This window comes from Mycolicibacterium stellerae (genome assembly GCF_003719305.1).
Lineage (GTDB): Bacteria > Actinomycetota > Actinomycetes > Mycobacteriales > Mycobacteriaceae > Mycobacterium > Mycobacterium stellerae.
On the sequence record NZ_RARC01000002.1, the window covers coordinates 84,428 to 105,061 of the forward strand.

Annotated in this window: 20 protein-coding genes; 9 read left to right on the forward strand and 11 right to left on the reverse strand. The window is 65.6% G+C overall.

Features of this window, described 5'->3' with window-relative positions:
* Positions 1-5 precede the first annotated feature (5 nt).
* The 3 genes from D6M19_RS03240 to D6M19_RS03250 are packed head-to-tail and all read right to left on the reverse strand — an operon-like array spanning position 6 to position 3,398.
* Entirely contained in the window at positions 6-1,007 is a 1,002-nt protein-coding gene (locus D6M19_RS03240) for a VOC family protein (protein WP_123023740.1), read from the reverse strand.
* Complete coding sequence (locus D6M19_RS03245) at positions 1,000-1,875, reverse strand: alpha/beta fold hydrolase (protein WP_123023741.1); 876 nt, start codon at positions 1,873-1,875, stop codon at positions 1,000-1,002. Before D6M19_RS03245 ends, D6M19_RS03240 begins: the two co-directional genes overlap by 8 nt.
* Complete coding sequence (locus D6M19_RS03250) at positions 1,872-3,398, reverse strand: bifunctional 3-(3-hydroxy-phenyl)propionate/3-hydroxycinnamic acid hydroxylase (protein WP_123023742.1); 1,527 nt, start codon at positions 3,396-3,398, stop codon at positions 1,872-1,874. Before D6M19_RS03250 ends, D6M19_RS03245 begins: the two co-directional genes overlap by 4 nt.
* A gap of 83 nt (positions 3,399-3,481) precedes the next feature.
* On the opposite strand from D6M19_RS03250, the gene D6M19_RS03255 reads away from it, so the two are divergent.
* The 5 genes from D6M19_RS03255 to D6M19_RS03275 all read left to right on the forward strand — a co-directional run bounded on the left by D6M19_RS03255 (position 3,482) and on the right by D6M19_RS03275 (position 7,441).
* On the forward strand, positions 3,482-4,111 hold the full coding sequence (locus tag D6M19_RS03255; RefSeq protein WP_123023743.1) for a TetR/AcrR family transcriptional regulator: 630 nt from the start codon (positions 3,482-3,484) through the stop codon (positions 4,109-4,111).
* Positions 4,108-5,064 carry an acetaldehyde dehydrogenase (acetylating) gene (locus D6M19_RS03260; protein ID WP_123023744.1) on the forward strand — a complete coding sequence of 319 codons (957 nt, stop codon included), beginning with the start codon at positions 4,108-4,110 and terminating at the stop codon, positions 5,062-5,064. Before D6M19_RS03255 ends, D6M19_RS03260 begins: the two co-directional genes overlap by 4 nt.
* Positions 5,061-6,077 carry a 4-hydroxy-2-oxovalerate aldolase gene (gene dmpG / locus D6M19_RS03265; protein WP_123023745.1) on the forward strand — a complete coding sequence of 339 codons (1,017 nt, stop codon included), beginning with the start codon at positions 5,061-5,063 and terminating at the stop codon, positions 6,075-6,077. The genes D6M19_RS03260 and dmpG overlap by 4 nt, the downstream gene beginning before the upstream one ends.
* Before the next feature lie 63 nt (positions 6,078-6,140).
* On the forward strand, positions 6,141-6,632 hold the full coding sequence (locus tag D6M19_RS03270) for a nuclear transport factor 2 family protein (protein ID WP_123023746.1): 492 nt from the start codon (positions 6,141-6,143) through the stop codon (positions 6,630-6,632).
* Positions 6,629-7,441, forward strand: coding sequence for a PaaI family thioesterase (locus D6M19_RS03275; RefSeq protein ID WP_234834681.1), 813 nt, complete (start codon positions 6,629-6,631; stop codon positions 7,439-7,441). Before D6M19_RS03270 ends, D6M19_RS03275 begins: the two co-directional genes overlap by 4 nt.
* A gap of 3 nt (positions 7,442-7,444) precedes the next feature.
* Here the strand turns inward: D6M19_RS03275 and D6M19_RS03280 are convergent, their stop codons facing one another.
* Positions 7,445-8,365 (reverse strand): LLM class F420-dependent oxidoreductase, encoded by a 921-nt coding sequence (locus D6M19_RS03280; RefSeq protein ID WP_123023747.1) that lies wholly within the window; start codon positions 8,363-8,365, stop codon positions 7,445-7,447.
* A gap of 62 nt (positions 8,366-8,427) precedes the next feature.
* Here D6M19_RS03280 and D6M19_RS03285 point away from each other — a divergent pair, with 62 nt between their 5' ends.
* Both D6M19_RS03285 and D6M19_RS03290 read left to right on the forward strand, forming a co-directional pair.
* Positions 8,428-9,255 (forward strand): MaoC/PaaZ C-terminal domain-containing protein, encoded by an 828-nt coding sequence (locus tag D6M19_RS03285; protein ID WP_123023748.1) that lies wholly within the window; start codon positions 8,428-8,430, stop codon positions 9,253-9,255.
* Between the two features lie 50 nt (positions 9,256-9,305).
* Positions 9,306-10,238 carry an LLM class flavin-dependent oxidoreductase gene (locus tag D6M19_RS03290; protein WP_123023749.1) on the forward strand — a complete coding sequence of 311 codons (933 nt, stop codon included), beginning with the start codon at positions 9,306-9,308 and terminating at the stop codon, positions 10,236-10,238.
* Here the strand turns inward: D6M19_RS03290 and D6M19_RS03295 are convergent.
* Both D6M19_RS03295 and D6M19_RS03300 read right to left on the reverse strand, forming a co-directional pair.
* Positions 10,235-11,398, reverse strand: coding sequence for an acyl-CoA dehydrogenase family protein (locus D6M19_RS03295; RefSeq protein WP_123023750.1), 1,164 nt, complete (start codon positions 11,396-11,398; stop codon positions 10,235-10,237). The genes D6M19_RS03290 and D6M19_RS03295 overlap by 4 nt on opposite strands.
* 42 nt (positions 11,399-11,440) lie before the next feature.
* Positions 11,441-12,787 (reverse strand): hypothetical protein, encoded by a 1,347-nt coding sequence (locus D6M19_RS03300; RefSeq protein ID WP_123023751.1) that lies wholly within the window; start codon positions 12,785-12,787, stop codon positions 11,441-11,443.
* Between the two features lie 426 nt (positions 12,788-13,213).
* Between D6M19_RS03300 and D6M19_RS34120 the strand changes: the two genes are divergently transcribed.
* Positions 13,214-13,369, forward strand: a complete 156-nt coding sequence (locus tag D6M19_RS34120) for a hypothetical protein (RefSeq protein ID WP_164478312.1) — start codon at positions 13,214-13,216, stop codon at positions 13,367-13,369.
* Between the two features lie 400 nt (positions 13,370-13,769).
* Positions 13,770-15,782 carry a glycoside hydrolase family 3 protein gene (locus D6M19_RS03305; protein ID WP_123023752.1) on the forward strand — a complete coding sequence of 671 codons (2,013 nt, stop codon included), beginning with the start codon at positions 13,770-13,772 and terminating at the stop codon, positions 15,780-15,782.
* On the opposite strand, the gene D6M19_RS03310 is transcribed toward D6M19_RS03305, so the two are convergent.
* Genes D6M19_RS03310 through D6M19_RS03325 form a run of 5 tightly spaced genes read right to left on the reverse strand, consistent with a single transcriptional unit; the run spans position 15,773 to position 20,634 of the window.
* Entirely contained in the window at positions 15,773-16,687 is a 915-nt protein-coding gene (locus tag D6M19_RS03310) for an alpha/beta hydrolase (protein ID WP_123023753.1), read from the reverse strand. The two genes, D6M19_RS03305 and D6M19_RS03310, sit on opposite strands and share 10 nt — an antisense overlap.
* Positions 16,684-18,198, reverse strand: a complete 1,515-nt coding sequence (locus D6M19_RS03315) for a flavin-containing monooxygenase (RefSeq protein WP_234834682.1) — start codon at positions 18,196-18,198, stop codon at positions 16,684-16,686. Before D6M19_RS03315 ends, D6M19_RS03310 begins: the two co-directional genes overlap by 4 nt.
* Positions 18,198-18,926 (reverse strand): SDR family NAD(P)-dependent oxidoreductase, encoded by a 729-nt coding sequence (locus D6M19_RS34695; RefSeq protein WP_234834683.1) that lies wholly within the window; start codon positions 18,924-18,926, stop codon positions 18,198-18,200. The genes D6M19_RS03315 and D6M19_RS34695 overlap by 1 nt, the downstream gene beginning before the upstream one ends.
* The gene (locus D6M19_RS34700) at positions 18,923-19,669 is read right to left on the reverse strand and encodes an HpcH/HpaI aldolase family protein (RefSeq protein ID WP_234834684.1); all 747 of its coding nucleotides are present in this window, start codon (positions 19,667-19,669) and stop codon (positions 18,923-18,925) included. Before D6M19_RS34700 ends, D6M19_RS34695 begins: the two co-directional genes overlap by 4 nt.
* Complete coding sequence (locus D6M19_RS03325) at positions 19,666-20,634, reverse strand: zinc-binding dehydrogenase (protein WP_123023756.1); 969 nt, start codon at positions 20,632-20,634, stop codon at positions 19,666-19,668. Before D6M19_RS03325 ends, D6M19_RS34700 begins: the two co-directional genes overlap by 4 nt.

Sequence of the window (20,634 nt, forward strand, 5' to 3'; positions counted from 1 at the left end):
CTCGGTCAGTCGTCGGGGATGCCTGCGCCTGCGAGGGCACGAACGTCGTCCTCGCGGTGCAGCAGCGACCGGACGCCGTTGCGGAACTGGGCGAGCTTGTCGACGATCGTCTGTCCCTCGGGGGTGTGACCCCAGATGCTGATTCCCTGGTATGTGGTGGGCTCCCAGGTGGTTTCGTCGACGACGATCGGGTTCCACCCGACCTCCCATTCGAAGCCCGACGGCGTCATCGCGTAGTAGGACAGTTCCTTGTCGTTGGTGTGCTGCCCCACGGCCAGCGCCATGTCGAAGCCCAGTTCCTTGACTCGCTGATAGGACGCGGTCAAGTCGTCGAGGTCGGCGACCTGAACGTTGACGTGCTGAACACGGGTGCGAATCGGGTTGATCGGCAACCGGTTCACCGCGGCGATCGCGACGGAGTGATGGCGCTCGTTCACCCGAAGGAACCGGATCTTGAACTTGACGCCGCTGATCGTCTCGTCGATGTAGTCGGAGAGCCGCGCATCGAACACGGTGTTGTAGTAGCCGCGCATCTGGTGGGGCTTCGTCGACGTGACGGCGACGTGGCCGAGCCCCGACTCCCCCGTGACGAAGCCTGCCCGCGTTGCCATCTGAAGAGGCGCCGTGCCGGTGTGCGCCCGGGTGAAGACCTCTTGGAAAAGACCGTTGGGTCCGGGGAAGCGGACCAGTCGTTCGACGCCGCGTAGGGCGGCTTCGTCGTCGGTTCCCTCGGTGACGGGCACACCGTGGCCGGTGACGCGGGCCAGGACCTCGTCAAACGTGTCGTGGTCGTCGAGCTGCCAGCCGAGCGCGGTGACGTCCTCGGCGGGGCCACGCCGCAGCAGGAACCGGCACTCGTTGTCGTCGAGCCGGAACCGCACCGTGTCGTCGAGGCCGTCGTCCATATGCATGCCGACGGCGTCGCGGCCGAACCTCCGCCAGTCGGAGAACTTCTCCGTCTCGACCACGACATAACCGAGATGGACGTTGCCGAAGACGTCAGCCATTGCCCAGCCTCGAATCCGAGCTCAAGAAATCGGCGACGAGTTGGTTGAACAGCTCGGCGCGTTCCCACTGCATCCAGTGGCCGGTGTGTGATGTCATCACCAGCTCGGCGTTCGGCATCAAATTAGCCAGCTTCGGTCCGCCGGACGGACGGTTCACCTTGTCGTCGCGCCCCCACAGCACCAGGGTCGGCGTCTGAAGCTCTTTCAGGCGGCGGTCGCGGGTGAGGTCCATCCGCCACAGCGTGCGCAGCGCCGACGGCCCCGAAGGTCGGCGCAAGGGCGGGTCGGCGACCACCTCGGGATCGATCGACGCCGCATACCGCAGGTCGATCAAATCGTCTGGCACCGAGGCGCCGTCGTACACCAGGTACGTGCGGATGAACGTTTCCAGCTTGGCGCGACTCGGCCCGTCCCCGCCGTAATACGACATCAGGCTTTTCAGTCCCGCGGTCGGCAGCCCCCTTGTGGTGCCGATGCCGCCGGGTCCCATCAACACCAGCTTGCCGACGCGCCAGGGGGTGCCGAGCGCCAGCCGCAGGGCAGCAGCACCGCCCAAGGAGTTTCCGATCAGGTGCGCGGTGTCGATGCCGAGTCCGTCGAGCAGACCGCGGATCGCGGCGGCGAGGTAGCCGAACGGGTCATCGTGGTCGACGCCCTTCGCCGAACGACCGTAGCCGGGCATATCGGGGACGATGACGCGGAAATGGCGGGCCAAAGCGTCGATGTTGCGCGAGTAGTTGGAGACGCCCGAAGCACCGGGTCCTCCGCCGTGCAACATGACGACCGCTGGCCCGGTTCCGGCTTCGGCCGCGAAGATCGGCTTTCCGTTGACCGTGACGGTGTGTTCTGTCAGGTTCGAGGTGGTCATGCGGCGACTCCGGTTCTGATCGAGGTGACAGCGCTAGGCCTTGGCAGCGGCTGCGCGGATCGACTTGCGGCATATATGAATCCGTCTGGACGCAGCACGACGGCGTCGGCCTTCCTTCGACGCAGCCAGCGGACCAATGTGGGTTCGGTGACACGGATCATCGGTGCGCCCAGTTCGGCCCAGGCTTGCGCGCCGGCCGGCGGTGAATCGGTGTACAGGACGGCCCACTGCCCATCGAGGATGTCGTCGAGGCGGACCTTGACGCCGTCGGGGCCCGTCACCCACGGTTGCGGTATCTGCCAGCCGACCGCGGGGTGGTCGCTGTCGGCGAGGAAACCCTCGCGGTAGCGCGCGTCGGGGATCCAGGTCATCTTCACGAGAGCGGAGTTCACACCTGGCAGTCGCGACAGCGCACGGAACACGTGGTTTCGCGCCGTGGCGAGGATCCGGTTGCGCTCGGTGATGATCCTGCCCATCAGGCATGCCCGCCGCGTCACCTCGGTGACGTGCGGTTTGCGTTCGCTTTGGTAGGAGTCGAGCAGAGAATCGGGCGCATTGCCGCTGCGCACCGCGGCCAGTTTCCAGCACAGGTTGGCCACGTCGCGCACACCGGCGGACATGCCCTGGCCGATCCAAGGCGGCATCGCATGCGCGGCGTCACCAGCCAGGAAAACCCGTCCCACCCGCCAGCGGTCGGCGACCCGCACATGGTGGCTGTAGATCACGGCCCGCAGGATCTTCACGTTCTCGGGCGTGATGCCCTGGTCGCCGAGGACCTTCCAGATCGCCTCCTCGCGCAGCAGGCTCTGCTCGTCTTCGTCGGTGCGCGCCGGGTACTCCCACCGGTGGTGACCCAGCGGGGTTGGGCAGTCGACCGTGGGACGCGTTGGGTTGCAGTGGAACCGGAGCCGATCGTGGGCGTCCCACTCCTTCAGCACTTCGGTGTCGATGACGACCCATCGCTCGGTGTACGTGCGGCCCGAATAGCCGACGCCCAACTGGCCACGGGTCGGCGACGAACCACCCTCGGCGGCAATGACATAGCACGCGTGGATCCGCTTGAAGGAGTCTGTGCGCAGGTCGGCCACCATGAGCTCGACGCCATCGCCCTTGGTCAGCACGCGCAGGCATTCGTGTTCGAGCAGCACCTCGACGTTCGAGAAGCGGGCGACGCCGTCGCGCAGCACAGCATCGACCGCCGGCTGGTAGAGGAACTGCTGGGGTGGATGCCCGGTCCCGCGCGAGGCGATCTTCATGTCGATGAACGGCGCACATTCGGCATCGACGAAGTTCAACGGCCGGTTGGGCAGCATGTCCTGCTGAAGTCGGTCGGCCAAACCCACCGACTGCCAGATCCGCATGACCTCGTCATCGGTGGAGATCGCCCGTGCGCGGCCGTAAACGTCGGGATCGCGCTCGATCACGATCACCTTCAACCCCATTCGGCCCAGCAGGTTTGCCGCCGTTGCGCCGGTCGGCCCGTAACCGATAACCGCCACGTCGTAGGTGTCCGCATTGCTCATTTCGTGCTCTCTCGCCGGGAAACTTGTTCTGTAGTGATCGCTACGGTAATGTAGTGATCACTACAGAGTCAAGACCCCAGGAGATGTCAATGACCAAGCCCCGCCAACGGCGAGCTGACGGCGAGCTCTCCCGCGAACGGATCCTCGATGCCGCCACCGTGATCGCCGCCGAACGCGGCTACGAGGGCACCAGCATCGGGCTGGTCAGCAAGACGTGCGGACTGCCTGCCAGCTCCATCTACTGGCATTTCAAGGACAAGGACGACCTGATCGCCGCGGTGATCGAACGCAGCTTCGGCGAGTGGCTGTCGGCTTGGCAGCTGCCCGAGTACGGGGATGCGAAGGAAAAGTTCGAAGGCATTGCGACGCAGACCGCAAAGGCACTACGGGACTCGCCCGACTTCATCCGGCTGGGGTTGATGCTTGCGCTCGAGCGCCGACCGGTGGAAGCGCGTGCCAGGACGATGTTCATCCAGGTCCGTGCCAAAGCATTTGACCAGCTGGTTGCGAATTTCGCCGGGGTAATGCCCGAACTGTCCGACGCCGACGTCCATCAGCTGGCGACGTATGCGATGGCGGGCGCCGACGGGTTGTTCATCGCCAATGAGATCGGCGGCGACACCGTGGATCTAGTAGCGCTGTTCGAGCTGCACGGCCGCGCGATCTACGACACCGCCCGGCGACTGGTGACGGAAAGCAGCGCGAAGCGATGACACCGTCACCCGAATGGCCGGTCGCCATCGTCGGCTCGGGCAATATCGGAACCGACCTGATGATCAAGATCCTTCGCAGCGACGGTCCGCTGCGCGTCGCCGCTATGGTGGGGATCGACCCTGACTCCGACGGCCTTGCCCGCGCCGATCGGATGGGGGTGCCAACCACCGCCGACGGTGTCGACGGGTTACTGGCGATGCCGAACTTCGACGACATCAAGCTTGTTTTCGACGCGACCTCGGCAGCAGCGCACCGCGCGAATTGGAGCAAGCTACTGCACACCGGCGTGCGGATGCTCGATCTCACGCCTGCCTCGATCGGGCCGTTCTGCGTGCCGGCCGTCAACCTGGACGAGCACCTCAACGCTGAAAACCTCAACATGGTCACGTGCGGGGGGCAGGCGACCGTGCCCATCGTCGCAGCGGTGACGAAATGCGGGCCCGTCTCGTATGCCGAGATCGTATCGTCGATTTCCGCGAAGTCCGCGGGACCGGGAACACGCGCCAACATCGACGAGTTCACCGAAACCACCTCTACCGCACTACAGGTCGTCGGCGGCGCACTCCGCGGCAAGGCGGTGATGGTCCTCAACCCGGCCGATCCGCCGATTCTGATGCGCAACACGGTGTACTGCCTCGTCGACGGAGACTCCGATCATCAGGCCATTGAGCAATCCATCACCGAGATTGTCGACAAGGTCAACGGGTATGTGCCCGGGTATCGACTCAAGCAACGGGTGCAGTTCGAAACTTTCGGTAGCGGCAGCCCACTTCACATCCCTGGGACCGGAAAGTTCACCGGTACCCGGGTCACCGCGATGCTCGAGGTGACCGGGGCGGCGGACTACCTACCCGCCTACGCGGGAAACCTCGACATCATGACTTCGGCGGCGACCGCGACCGCCGAACGAATCGCCAGACACAGCACCCAAACAGCCGGAGCCCGATCATGACTCAAGAGCTGTACATCAGCGATGTCACTCTGCGCGACGGCATGCATGCCGTGCGTCATCAATACAGCGTTCGACAGGTTAGTGCGATCGCGGCGGCACTCGATGCGGCTGGCGTCGACTCGATCGAGGTCGCCCACGGCGACGGCCTCGCCGGCTCCAGCTGCATCTATGGCTTCGGGGCCCATACTGACCTGGAATGGATTGAAGCCGTGGCGGGCGCCGTCCGCCGCGCCAAGATCGCGACCCTGCTGTTGCCCGGTATCGGCAGCGTGCACGACCTCAAGGACGCTCACCGCGCCGGCGCTACGGTCGTACGTGTCGCGACCCACTGCACCGAAGCCGACATTTCCGCCCAGCACATCGCGGCCGCGCGCGAGCTCGGTATGGACACCGTCGGGTTCCTGATGATGAGCCACATGTCCACCCCCGCGGCGCTGGCCGAGCAAGCCAAATTGATGGAGGGCTTCGGCGCGACATGTGTCTACGTCGTCGACTCCGGCGGTGCGATGGCCATGTGCGACGTCGTTGACCGCGTTGACGCGCTGCGCCAAACCCTTGCTCCCGCGACGGAAATAGGAATCCACGCCCACCACAACTTGTCACTTGGCGTCGCGAACTCCGTCGTCGCCGTAGAGCACGGGGCGATTCGCGTCGACGCATCCCTGGCCGGAATGGGCGCGGGCGCCGGGAACGCGCCGCTGGAGGTCTTCATCGCGACCGCCAGTCGCCTTGGCTGGAGCCACGGTTGCGACCTGCACGCGTTGCAGGACGCCGCCGACGATTTGGTTCGCCCGCTGCAAGACAGACCGGTCCGCGTAGACCGCGAGACGTTGACGTTGGGCTATGCCGGCGTTTATTCGAGCTTTCTGCGGCACGCGGAATCGGCAGCCGCGCGTTACCACGTCGACGCACGGACATTGCTCGAAGAGGCTGGCAGGCGTGGCATGGTCGGCGGTCAAGAGGACATGATCGTCGATATCGCGCTCGACCTACAGGCGAATGGCGCCCGCTGACATCCGGTGGGAGGATTGCCGGCCAGCTTTACAAATTATGGCCTAAGTGTCACCCTCATCGCCATGGATGACAGCGCCACCCTGCTCGAGATCGAGGCGATCAAACACCTAAAGGCCCGCTACTGCAGGCTGCTCGACACCAAGGACTGGCAGGCCTGGCGCGACCTCTTCACCGACGACTTCCGCAGCGACACGTCAGCTGCCGGCGGCAAGGTGATCCGCGGCGCCGACGAATTCGTCGCCTTCACCCGAAAAAGCCTGCGTAACCAGGCGACCGTTCACCAGGTCCATGCTCCAGAGATCGAGTTGACATCCCCGACGACCGCGCGCGGCGTGTGGGCATTGGAGGACGTGGTCCGGTTCGGGCCCGGCGTGAATCTTCGCGGCTACGGCCACTACACCGAGACTTACGAGAAGGTCGACGGGCGGTGGGTCTTCACCAGCTCGACGCTCACCCGACTGCGCGAAGACGTGTTCAACGGCCTTGTGGCCATCTACATTTCCGATCGCATCCGATGGATCCTCGAGAAAGTGTCGCGGCGGGTGATGAAGTGACCGAAGCACCCATCGCGTATCCGCCGAACACCGCTCTAGGGCGATTCGGCATTGCGCCGATCGTGGACAGCGCCGATCCGTACGTCAGCTCGATGCCGCTGGCCGGCCTGATCAATCCGGTGACCGGCGCACCGACCGTTGGCCCCTTGGCGGTGCTGGTCGACCACGCAGCCGGCCTGGTCAACCACTACCGTCGTGGCTCCGACGAGTGGACGCTGACCAGCGAGTTGACGCTGGAGCTCACCCCGGACGCCCTGCAGGTCGTCGGGGACAACCCGGAGCTGCCTGCGGTCGCAACCGCCCGGCCCACGGGCGGCAGGGGCCCGACCTCAGCGCTCGGCTGTTGCGAAATCACCATCGGCGACACGGTGATCGGCATCGGAACGGTCCGATCGGTGTACATCAGCCACCCCGGCGAATTCCCTCAGGAATGGCCGACGGAGCTTGTCGACGGCCGGCGGCCGACTGAGCTGGTCGAGATCATGGCGATCAACGTCGACGATGCGAACGTGATCCACCAGCGCGAGAATTCGGTGCTGAACAACACCCTCGGTATCGTGCACGGCGGAGTGTCGGCCGCGGGACTCGAGCTGGCGGCCTCGGCCGTCCTCAACGCAGGCCGCGCCGAAGCGCCGCTGCGAACCGCGTCGCTTCGGGTGAACTATCTGCGCCAGTTCGTCAGCGGTGGCGACTCCCGCTACGCGGGCACCGCGCTGCGCGTCGGCAGGCGCAGCGGCGTCGCCGAGGCAAAGGCTGTCGGCGCCGACGGTCAAGTCGCACTGATCGCGAGGATCACCGCATACGCCTGAGCGTCACGCGGAGGCGATGACCGAGCTGCCGAACAGCCCGATCGCTTCCACCGCATGCTGGAGGCTGTCCCCCGGCACCTGCACCTGGACCCAGGTGACACCAACCGCCGCAAGCTTTTCCAGCCCGGACATATAGGCGTCGGCGTTGAAGTGGTCGTCGCCGGGCGACCCGCCACCGAGATTGCTGAAGGTGATGTCGATCGTGGACCAGTCCCTGCCCGCGGCGTCGCAGCGCCGCCGCAGATCGGCGATGCCGTCGGCGAGCGCGTCAACGGAGTCCAGTGCCGCGGTGCGAGCGGTTTGAGCAAGAACGGCGGGGGCGGGGAACGGACACCAACCGTCACCGAATGCCGCAACCCGCTGCCGCGCGGCGCCCGTGTTGCCGCCGATCCAGATCGGCGGATGCGGCTTGCTCACCGGACGCGGGTGCGCGGTGATGCCCTTGGCGGAGAAGTGACGTCCCTGAAACGAGTAGTCGTCGGTGGTCCAGATGCCGCGGATGACCTCGAGCGCCTCCTCGAAAAGCGCAGCCCTCTCGTCGTATTCGACGCCGAGCGCGGCGAACTCACGCTTCAGATAGCCGACACCGACGGCGAGGGTGAACCGGCCATTGGAGAGGAAGTCCAGCGTCGCACCGGCTTTCGCGACCACGAACGGGTTGCGGTAGGGCAGCACCACGATGTTGGGGATCAGCCGAAGCGTCGTGGTCCGCGCCGCGGCGAACCCCATGGCCACGAACGGATCGACGGCGTCATGTCCGCCGGCCTCCAACCACCGCTGCGACGGCGCCGGATGGTCGGTGAACCCGAAGCCGTGGAACCCCGCGGCCTCCGCCGCCGCCGCGACCGTCGCGATACCCGCCCCTTGGACCAGCTCCGGGTTGTAGGGGTGGCTGTGCATCGGGTGGGTGAACGTGAACCGCATCAACGGCCGCCTTCCAGAATTACCTTCTCCAAACGTGAGAATGTCGTTACCATGCCACTCATATGACGGTCAACCCCGGGCGGCACGGCCCGTACCCCGGGCACCTGGATCCCGAAGCCATTTCGGCCTACGCCGCGGCGACCGGCGACGACACCGCGTCGGTGGCGGCCGGGGCGGCGGTCCCGGCGATCTTCCCCGTCATCCTCGTCTTCACCGCCGTGGAGACCGCGAGGGCCGACATACCCGAGGAGGCCTGGGCGCGGGTACGCGGCGGCGTGCACGGTGAACACGACATCGTGCTGCACAGACCGCTCGTCCCCGGGGAGTCGTTGACCACCTGGTCGCAGATCTCGGGGATGCGGGCATCTCGGGCGGGGACCCGGGTCACGGTGCACCTCGAGCAGATCGACGCCGACGGCCTGCCGGCGGTCGAGCAATGGTGGACGATGGTGCTGCTCGGCCTCGACGGACTGCCCGATCTCGGCACGATGCCCGCCGAGCACCGCTTTCCCGATACCGCACGAGCCAACCCGCTCGGATCGACCAGTCACCGCATCGAGGGGCAGACCGCACACCGCTACGCGGAGGTGTCCGGCGATTGGTCGGCACACCATTTCCACATCGAGGCGGCGCGCGCCGCTGGATTCGACTTCGTTTTCGCCCACGGCCTAGCCACGATGGCGATCTGCACGCACCGCATGCTCGGCATACTCGGCGTCGACGATCCGGGCATGGTCGCACGCGTGGCGGTGCGATTCGCCTCTGCCACCCCGTTGGGGTGCGACCTGACGGTGAATGCCTATGGCGTCGAACAACGTTCGTTGGCTTTCGAGGCGACCGCAGGTGGCGCCACCACCATCACCCACGGAAGGTTGGAACTACGGAGATGACCCCAAAGGCGAGCGCGAGTGAGGATCGCAGCGAGCGGGAGGCGAGGCAGATGACCAGGGCCGAGATCGGCGTGTACCTGCCGCAGATGGGCTTCAGCTACGCCGACGTCTTACATCGCGCGCTGCGATGTGAAGAGCTCGGCATCGACTCGCTGTGGCTCTACGATCACCTGTACGGGCCCGGTGCCCCCGACTATCCCTCGCTCGAGGCGTGGACACTGGCCACCGCATTGCTCAGCAGCACCGAACGCATCCAGGTCGGACACATGGTGTTGTGCAACCAGTTTCGCCATCCCGCGGTGCTCGCGAAGATGGCGACGACCCTCGACCAGATCTCGGCCGGACGCCTTGCACTCGGCATTGGCAGCGGCTCCATCGAGGATGAACATGCCCGCGTCGGCCTGGACTGGGGCACGTTCGCGCAGCGGTCCGAGCGGCTCGGTGAAACGCTGGAGATACTGCACCAGGCATTCGCCGACGAGCGGGTCGATTTCGCGGGCAAGCATTTCACCGTGCGGGACATGCCGATCAAGCCCGGCGCGGTTCGGCAGCCAAGGCCACCGATCGTGGTGGGTGGCGTCGGCGAGAAGTACACGCTGCCCCTGGTCGCGCAGTATGCCGATGTCTGGAACGTGCCCACGTACGCGCTCGGCGAGCTTGACCACAAAATCTCGGTCCTTAAAAAGGTCTGCGACGACATCGGCCGCGACCCCGCCACGATCGTGATGTCCATCGAGGCGGTGATGGCGCTCGCACCCGACGACGCGTCGCTGCCGGGTGTGCAACAGCTCGCCGAAAAACGGTTCGGGATACCGGCGTTCGGCCTTCACGAGGCCGGCTTGATCGGCACGCCGCCAGCCATCGTCGAGCGCCTTCGCGAACTGCAGGACATGGGATTCGGACAGATCGTGCTGTTCACCCACGATCGCGGATCCGACCAGACCCTCGAACTTCTGGCGTCGGAAGTGATCGCCGGGCTCTAGAGGGTCTTCTTCACCGGCGGCGAGTAGTTCGGCCTGCCGAGGCCGAGCGCGTGTTGGGCGATCATATTGCGGAACACCTCGAGCGTCCCTCCGTAGATCCCCGTCGGGCCTGCCAACCGGAACACGTACTCGGCTGCACCGTCGCCGATCGCACCCTTCTCGCCGACCGGCAGGCTGGACGCCACCCCCATGATGTCCATCAACTCGGGTGCGACATCGCGCATGATCTGCGCATTCGCAACCCGGCCGAACATGTCGGGTGTGCTCATCGCCGCCTCCATGCGGGCAATGCCGCGGCCCAACCGGTACTTCACCGAGTCCTCGTCGGCCGCTGAGGCGGCCACCTTGTCCGCGGCCTCGGCAAGCAGCAGAACGTGTTCGGACATCACCGCCACCTTCTGCAATCCGTCGTCGAGGCGCTCGACCGTGCCGTGCTCGTCGTTGAGCGCTTCGCGCAGCACCGCCCAGCCGCCGTTCACCTCGCCGATCCGGTATCGATCGTCGATGCGAACGTCGCTGTAATAGGTGATATTGGTGCGGTCACCGTCGACCGTTCGGAGGGCCTGGATCTCGACGCCGGGCGAGTCAAGCGGGACCAGAAACATGGTGAGGCTCTGGTGTTTCGGCGCATCGGGATCGGTATTGGTCACCAGGAAGACATAGGAGGCGTTGTGCGCATTCGAGGTGAACATCTTCGAGCCGTTGATGATCCAGCCCTCGCCGTCGCGCACGGCACGCGTCTTGCAGGTCGCGACGTCGGAGCCACCCTCGGGCTCTGTGTATCCCAGGCACAGCCGGAAATGGCCGGACAGGGTCTTCTCCAGCACCTCATCCTTGAGCTCGGCCGAGCCGAACCGGTCGACCGCCCGCGCGACCATCGCCGTCGTCCCCCAGTGAAACCACGGCGTGCGCGCGCGGCCTATCTCGAGGTCCCAGATGCGTTTACGCAGCCGGCTGAAGCCGCCATCTGCTTCGGACTTGAAATCGGCGGCCAGGTAGCCGGCGGCGCCGAGCGCCATGTGCACGCCCTCGTCGAAGTTCTCACCGGTCTCCCGGTCGCGCGCAATGACCTCGTCGGTCACGATGTCGTTCAGGAACGACCGGAGGTCGTCCCTGAACGATTCGTCGTCTTCGGACAGCGCAACTCTCGAGAAGTCCATCCCCGCTAGCGTGACACTTTCACGCCTATCCGTAAAGTCGGGTCAGTTCCCGAACTGTGCGCCGAAGAAGTTGAAGCAGGCGGGGCCGTTGCAGTTGCCTTCACCGGCGCCGGGGAAGATCGCGACATTGAACAGACCGTTGTTGTTCCCCGCGCCGTCGACTCCTCCGCCGATCAGCGCGAAGTTGAATACGCCGCTGTTGTTCCCTGACCCGTCAGCCCCATCGCCCACGAGCGCGATGTTCTGGGCGAATCCGCCGAACAACGCAGTGTTGTCGTTGTTTCCCGAGCCATCAGCGCCACTGCCGATCACCACGAAGTTCTGCGCGAAACCACCGAACAACGACGTGTTGGCGTTGTTGCCGGAACCGTCGCTGTCGTTACCGACGATACCTAGGTTGTTGGCGAAGCCACCGGTGCCGATGAGGGAATTGTTCCCCGAACCCGCGCTGTCGTGACCGATGAACGACATGTTGTTGCCGAGGTTGCCGATGCCTGCGACGAGGTTGTTCCCTGAGCCGTCGCTGTCGGTTCCGGTCAAGTGCATGTTGTTACCGAGGTTGAACGCCCCGAGCATGATGTTGTTGTTCGTGCCCTGGTTGTCGTCGCCCATGAACGAGGTGTTGTTGCCATAGCTGAACAGACTGCCGACGAAGTTCGTGCCCGACGGCTGCAGCGACACCAAGTTGAGGTTCAGCAGATCGTCCAAATCGGTGTTCAACGCGGCGCTGCCGTTGTCGTCGCCCATCTGCGCGAAGTTGGTGCCGAAGCTGGTCGGGAAGATCACCTGGTTACCGGCCAATGTGTTGCGATTCCCTGCGAAGACGGCTTGCAGGCCCGTGCCGAGGTTGTTGCCGGTCAGGACGTTGTTGTCGCCGATGTCGTAATAGTTGAGCCCGAATGCGTTGTTGCCGGACAAGACGTTGCCGCTGCCCCCGCCGCCGAAGCTCGGTGGAATCCCGACGCCGTTGGTCAGGTCGGTCGGAGCAAGAGCTGGAGCCACATCTGCCTGCCGAACATTCGCATCCGGCACCACCGCCGCCTTGGGTCGGTCCGCTTGAATGAAACCGCCCGATGACGAGACAGACGTCTTGGGCGCCTTCGGAATGAGTGAGGACGTTCCGTTGCCACCGGAACCGACTTGCAGCGCGCCGCTCGCGGTCCGCTGGAACGAGTCGCCGACGTCGCTCACCGTCTTCGCCACGGAGTCAACTGCGCCCCGCACCGCGCCGACCGTCTTGCTGACGGGGTTCGAGCCCGCATCGCTTTCGGCGCCTTCGTCGGCGTAGGCGACTGGAGCCGCCCATCCCGCGAGCGCCGATGCAGCTGCCGCCGCGACCACGATTTGCCCGCTGCGTACGCTGCGCCGCGCTTTATTGTGCTTCCCCATGACAGAGCCCCCTCAGAGTGAATTGATATCTAGCTAACCCCCACCTGACGGTAAGCCTCGCACGCCGATCGATAAACAACAAGGAAAATGCTGTTTTGGTTCGTTTGCCGGATGGACAACGAAGGTCGAGCCGGATGAACCGACCATTCGCTTTTTCGATGATCATGATCGTTATTTCGGTTCATCCGGTGCTCGTTTTAGTGAACCTGTACCAGCTGGGCAAAATTGTCGGGTGCCGGCAGGCGAGTTAACTGTCCAAACGTGGGAGAGCACTCGTCCGATGCTGGTGGGGACCGCAACGGTGGAAATGTGGTGTGGCGGGGCTGGGACGAACTCCGGTCGCGGATACGACCTCCCGCACTCCGCGATTCAACGGGCACTTCGACCCCACTGATCTTGAATTATCCGTCGGCAAAGCGATCTTGAATGTCCACGCGACCCGAGGAGGATTTGGTCGGCAAGATCGTGAAGTCAGGGGGTGGATCACTGGTCGCACTCGGCGGCGATCCCGACAACCGTTTTCGGCCCGAGCGCCGTGGGCCCATCAACGCTCCAGCTTCGGATGGCCAGCAACGCGCGTAACGGCGCGGATTCGCGTGCTCGCCTCGCCGATGCCGGGGTAACCGTCGCGCGAGAGGCATTCCCCGTACGATGCAATTTTTTAGATCGTCATTTCGGTGACTGCTGCCGCCATCGCCTGAATATTCAATTTGCTTGAGCCTTACTTCTTGCAGACCCGAAACAGACTGCTCAATTGTGCTGGCGTACGAATTTAGCAAACATCGATGGACAGGTCGGTGCCGTCACACTCTTCTGCTAACCTGCAAAGCCGCATCACCCCCGCACACATCGACGCCGGTCACGAGGCGATCGCGCGGGAACTCGACCGTTAGCGAGGTGCGCCACGTTTGACGAATACGTAGCGAGAATCCGGTCGGGTGCCGTCACCGCAGCCGACGCCGCCGAGCTGCTGATCGCGGAGATGGACGACGACGAGCTGTTGTGGCTTCTCGACGGTGACGTTCCGCTGCGTGCCGTGCCCCGATTGGCGGGGATGATGAGATCCGGTCCGGTTGCCGGCGGCGCGATTGCGCGGCTCGGAATACCGGGCATCCGGTTCAGCGATGGCCCGCGCGGCGTCGTCATCGGACGCTCGACCGCGTTTCCGGTGACGATCATGCGGGCGGCGACGTGGGACCCCGCGCTGGAGGAGCGCGTCGGCCTCGCGATGGGCCGTGAGGCCCGTGCCCGAGGCGCGAACTACTCGGGCGCGGTGTGCGTCAATCTGCTACGTCATCCCGCATGGGGCCGCGCACAGGAGTGCTACGGCGAGGACCCGGTGCTGACAGGGCAGATGGGCGCGGGGCTGACACGGGGCCTGCGTCGCAATGTGATGGCCTGCGTGAAGCACTTCGCACTCAATTCGATTGAGGATTCCCGCTTCACCGTCGACGTGGTTGTCGACGACCACGCACTGCACGAGGTGTACCTGCCCCACTTCAAGACCGTCGTCGATGCCGGAGCCGATTCGGTGATGAGTTCCTACAACTCGGTCAACGGCGCCTTCGCGGCCGAGAACGACGTGCTTCTCACCGAGATCCTCCGCGACGAATGGGGTTTCACCGGCTTCGTCACCAGCGACTGGGTCGCAGGCACCCACGATGCCGTGAGTAGCCTCGACGCCGGCTTGGACATCGAAATGCCCCTGCGCCTTCTGCGTGCCCGCACCCTGCCCGCCGCGCTTCGTGACGGTCGGGTGTCGCGCGAGACCGTGCTCCGCTCGGCGCGTCGCATTCTGGGCACGTGTCTTGCCCATTACGCACAGCGCGACGAAGCCGAGCCGTCACCGGCGCTCGTCGCAGGCACCGACCATCGCGCGTTGGCCCGCGAAGTCGCGGTGGCGGGCAGCGTTCTGCTCAAGAACGAACCCGTTGACGGAACACCCGTGCTTCCGCTGCCTGCGTCGCTGCGCCGCATCGCGGTGATCGGCTGGCTCGCTGATCAGCCGAATACCGGCGATCGCGGGTCGTCGCTTGTGCATCCGCCGTCCACCGTTTCCGTGCTGCAGGGTTTACGCGAGGCGTTGCCCGGCGTCGAGGTCGTACATGCCGACGCCGATGCCGACGCCGACGCCGACGCCGTCGTCGTGGTCGTGGGACTGGGCGCCGACGACGAAGGGGAACGCCTGTTCGCCGAAGGCGGGCCAGGGTTGCATGTGCTCGGCTTCCCGTTCACCCTCCGCCCTGTCCGGCACGTGCTCGACAAGGTCACCGAGAAGGTCGCAGGGCTGTTCGGCCAGTTCGGCGGCGGCGGTGACCGCGCTTGCCTGACATTGCGCGCCGAGGACGAATCTCTGATCGCGGCGGTCGCCGCGGCAAATCCACGCACAGTGGTGGTCGTGATCGGCGGCAGCACCATTCTGATGGAGGCCTGGCGCGACGCGGTTCCCGCCATCCTCATCGGTTGGTATCCGGGCATGGAGGGCGGCCACGCGATCGCCGACGTTTTGACCGGCGCGCAAGAGCCGGGCGGGCGACTACCGGTCGCCATCCCCCGTCGAGCCGAAGACCTTCCGGCCTTCGATGCGAAGGCGTCGACGGTCACCTACGACTCCTGGTGGGGCCAGCGCAAGCTCGACAAGGACGGCAATTGCGCGGCCTTCCCGTTCGGTTTCGGGCTCGGCTACACCACTTTCGAGATGACTCTTCTCGACCACACGTTGAGCGAAGCGGACGGTGTGGCAACCGTGCGCGTCGCCAACACCGGCACTCGGGCAGGCTCGACGGTCGTGCAGATCTACGCCGCGAACTCAGAATCACATCCCGCCGTGCCGCAGTTGATCGGCTTTCGTCGCGTCGAGCTGCCCGCGGGTCACAGTGACACCGTCGATGTCCAGCTCGACCCGACACCGACCATGGAGCGCAACAACGGCACCTGGTCGCGGCGTCCAGGCACATGGCAGATAGTGGCGGCTCCGCACAGCCCTCAGGTGTGAAGCGCCCGTCGCAGCGCCGCGCCCTGGATGTCGAACAACTGCTCCGACACTTCCCAGCCCGGCACAAAGGCGTCGAAGCCGTGGCAGGTGCCTGCGAACACGTGCAGTTCGACCGCAACACCCGCCGACATGAGCCGTCGCGCGTAGTCGATCGCCTCGTCGCGGAGCGGATCCAGCTCCGAACAGGTGATCAATGTGCTTGCCAGACCGACCAGTTCGGTGGCGCGGGCCGGAGCCGCATCAGCCGAAGGCGCCTGTCCGGCGAGGTAGTGCTGCCACATCAGCGTGACAGCAGGCGCGTCGAACCCAGGCGTCGTATCGAATTCGTTCTTCGACGGCGTCGGCCGGTCGTCGAGCACCGGCTGGTGCAGCAGACCGAAGACGACCCGCGGGGCCGACCCGGCGGCCGCCCGCTGGACAAGGCGCGCCGCCAGCGCCCCGCCCGCACTGCTGCCCGCGACGGCCAACCGGGATGTGTCAACGTCCAATTCGGTGCCGTTGCCGACGACCCAATCGAGAACGGTCGTGGCATCCTCGAGCGCTGCGGGAAACGGGTGCTCGGGCGCCAGCCGGTAGTCCACCGAGATCACGGTGCACCGACCGCGAACGGCGAGCTCCACGCACTGCCGGTGGTCCACATCGAGGTTGCCGAGAACGAAAGCTCCTGAGTGGCAATACACGACGACCGGTGCACACGATGGTCCGCCACGATAAATGCGCACCGAAACACCGGCCGCACGTTTCTCCTCGATCACCACCGCGTCGGTGTCGAGCGTGGCCGCGGCAACGGCCCGACGCTGGTTCAGCGACTCACGAAGTGTGTGCAACGCCTCTGCCGCCAGGTTGGTGCGAGCCGCTTCGAGATGGCGCAGCGCCGGGTCGAGCCGATGCGCCGCGCTCGTCAACGGTTCGCCGCGCTTCGGGCATCCACGTGCGGACCGGTGCTCTGCGATGGCGGATCAAAGGTGTAGTCCGGCGCGGTGAAGCGTCTCGTCATCCACCAGAACACCCTCGCGCTGCGCGGCCACTGCGTCACCACTCGGCCGTTGGCGGCTCGAAAGTAGTTGCTGCATCGCGTCAGCCAGACGGTGCCTTCCATCCACTCGTCGATCTTGGCGATGAACGTCGCCATCGCGTCCGGCCGCACCGCTACGTAGGACTTACCCTTGCGCCGCATGTGTTTGAGCGTGCGCACGATGTACCGGGCCTGCGCCTCGAGCATGAAGATGACGCTGTTGGAGCCGACGTTGGTGTTTGGGCCGTAGAGCATGAAGAAGTTCGGAAAGCCGGGAACGGCCATGCCAAGGTATGCATACGCCCCGTCGCTCCATGTCTCATGCAGCGAGGCGCCATCTTCGCCGACGACATCGATCTGGCCGAGGTAGTCGGCGGCGGCATATCCGGTGGCGCATAACACGATATCGACGTCGAGCTCGGCGCCATCCTCTGTCACCAGCGACCGCGAGCGCAGATATCGCGCCGGGCTGGAGATCACCTCGACGTGCGGCTTGGTGAGCGCCTGCAAATAGTCGGTTGCGAAAACCAGTCGCTTGCACCCGAACGGGTGGTCTGGGGTCAACCGGCTCCGCAACTCCTCATCGGCTACCGTCGCCTGGAGTTGACGCAGGGCAATCCCCTTGAATTCCTGGGTCTTCTCGCTCCCGTTCTCGATCACACCGATGTTCGACTCGCTGCGCAGCCACAGCCGCGTCCGGTACAGCTTCTTGGCGAACGGGATGCGGGCGAAGAGCCACTTCTCGCGCTCGGTGTAGGCGCGGTCGGGCTTCGGAAGGATCCACGTCGGGGAGCGCTGAACCGAGTACACCTTCTGCGCGAGCTTGGCAACCTCGGGAATGAGTTGCGCCGCAGTAGATCCCGTGCCGAGGACGGCGACACGTTTGTCGCGGAGATCCACGGAGTGGTCCCAACGCGCTGTATGCATGAGCGTGCCGGTGAACGGCTCCTCTTCGACGAGGTCAGGTAGCGCGGGCTGGGTGAAGAGGCCGACCGCTGAAACGACGATGTCGAAGGCATGCCGCTGCCCCGTTTTCGTCGTCAACTGCCACTTGGCGGCGTCGGCGTCCCACCGCGCGGAGATGATCTCGGTGTTCAGCTTGAGATGCGGGCCAAGCCGGTAGGCATCCGCGCAGCGTTCGAAATACTCGAGGATCTCGGGCTGCCCCGACCACAGCCGCGACCAGTTCGCATTCAGGTCGAACGAATACGAGTACAGGTGAGACTTGACGTCGCAGGCCAGCCCCGGATAGGTGTTGATGCGCCAGGTACCGCCGACGCCGTCCTCCCTGTCGAAGATGGTGAAGTCGCGAAAGCCCGCCTTGCGCAGAAAGATTCCCAGCGCGAGCCCGCCAGGACCGGCGCCGATCACACCCACGGAGACTGATTTGGCCACTGGCATCATCCGATCTGCAGGATTTGTCCGCCGTCGATGACGAGTTCCGAGCCGGTGATGAACGATGCGTGCTCGGATACCAGAAACGCGACCGCGTCGGCCACCTCCGACGGCTTTCCGATGCGCCCGAACGGCGCCCGGTCCGCGAGCCGGGCCTGCGTCGCCTCGTCGAGCATCGGCGTCTCGATGGGACCCGGGAACACGGCGTTCACCCTGATGCCCGACGGTGCAAGCTCGGCGGCGGCGACCTGGGTGAGACCCCTCAGCGCCCACTTGGAGGACCCGTACGCGGCGTGGTTGGGAAACGCCCGCATCGCGCCGGTGCTGCAGGTGTTGACGACCGCCGCCCCGGCTGCCGCTCGCAGGTGGTTCAGCGTCGCACGGATTCCGAGGAACGGACCGAAGCAGTTGAACCGCCAACTGCTCTCGAAGCGTGCCGGTGTCTCCTCCGCAAGTGGCGTGCGGTGCAGCACGCCCGCATTGTTGACGAGGGTCGTCGGGCTCCCGAATCGGGCCACGATCTCGTCGACTGCCGCGGCCCATTGCTCCTCGGAGGTGACGTCGAGGTGCACGGCGACAACCGCACCGTCGTCCAGGGATTCGACGGAGGCCTTGAGCTCGTCGTCGCGCACATCGCAGGCGGCGACGCGGAACCCGTCGCCGAGCAATCGCCTGACGATCGCCGCGCCCTGTCCGCGTGCGGCACCGGTGACCAGCGCTACTCGCTCCGTCACTGCGCCTCCTTCAGATGCTCGGCCGCGCCGCGCCGCAGCGCCTGGGATTCCGAAGCGAGCGTGATCATCCGAAAGCCCATCTCGGCCATCGCCTTTCCGGGTTTGCCTGCATTGGCGTGGATGGCGGGCACCAGGCCAGCCTCCGACGCAGCGGCCTGGATTCGAGCCACCGCGTCGACGACCACAGGCGTGGCAAGGGCGTCCAGCGGCGCGTGCCCCAACGAGATCGCCAGGTCCGCGGGGCCGACATAGACGCCGGAGAGCCCTTCCACGGCGCAGATCTCGTCGAGGGCGGCGAGCCCTCGTGCCGTCTCGATCATCGCGAACACGCTCGTCCTCGCCTCGTGGGCCGCCGGGTCGACACCCAGGCTCGCGCGAAGCGGGCCGAAACTTCGCACCCCGGCGGGCGCGTAACGGGTGGCGGCCACCGCCTCTGCGGCCTGTTCGGGTGATTCGATCATCGCGATGATGACCGCGTCGGCGCCCGCGTCGAGCACGCGGCCAATCGGCGCGGCGTCGGGCGTCGGTAGGCGCACCGCGGTGGCGACCGGCACGTGTTCGAGCCTGCGCAACAGCAGAGCGACGTCGGCGTCGTCGAGATAGCCGTGCTGGACGTCGAATCCGACGTAGTCGTAGCCTGCCGCGGCGAACTCCTCGGGTCCGATGATGGTGGGTCCGACCACCCATCCGCCGAAGATCCGCTCCTTGGCCGCCAGCGCGTCCCGAAGTCTGCTTGCCGTCATGACACGATCGCGATCTTGATGCGTTCGCGCGCAGGCCTTGCGGCCAGCTCGAACGCGTCCTGGACCTGGTCGACGCCAAACGTGTGGGTGACGTAGGCGGGAAGCAGATCGGGGTGGTCGCGTGCGAACTCGTTGGCGGCGCACAGCATCCGACGACGGTCCAGTGTCACACCAGATTTCAGCGTCAGGTTGTTGCGCAGCATGGTGCGCATGCTGATCGGATAGCTGTCGTCGTCGGCGACCCCGAAATAGAAGACCGTGCCTCCCAACGCCGCCGCCTCGATCGCATGGCCGAGCGTCGCCACTTGGTGACCGACAGCCTCGATCACGATGTCGGGCTTGTCGTGCGGTTGCAGATGGCTGACCCACCGGTCGCTCGTCGCACGAACCACGGTGTCGACCCCGAACTCCGTGGCGACGGCATCGCGGTCGATCGGATCGACGCCGGTGACGCGGCGTGCGCCAGAAGCCTTTGCCGCGTATGAGAAGAGCAGCCCGATCGAGCCTTGGCCGATGACGGCGACATGGCGGCCCTTCAGCTTCGGAAGCTGCTCGAGGGCATACAGCACGCAGGCCAGCGGCTGCAGCGCCACCGCATGCTCGGGGGCCAGCGCCTGGTCGTACGGCGCTAGACCGTCGCCGTCGGCGGCGACGTACTCCATCATGCCGTCGAATCCGGAGGCCCAGCCAACGACGCGGTCACCGGTCCCGTGACTCCGGTGTCTACTGGCCACCACCTCTCCCACGATTTCGTGGATCGGAAAGCCGTCCATCTCAGCGGCACTCGTGCCGGTGTCGCCCGGCAGCCTGCCCTTCGCCCCGCGGAATCCCGGCAGGTCACTGCCGCACACCCCGGCAGCGAGGAACCGGACGAGTACCTGCCGGTCCCCAAGCGACTCGGGCGTCTTCTCCGGAATATCCACCCGCTCAAAGGTGTACGGCGCCACCAGCCGATACGACCACAC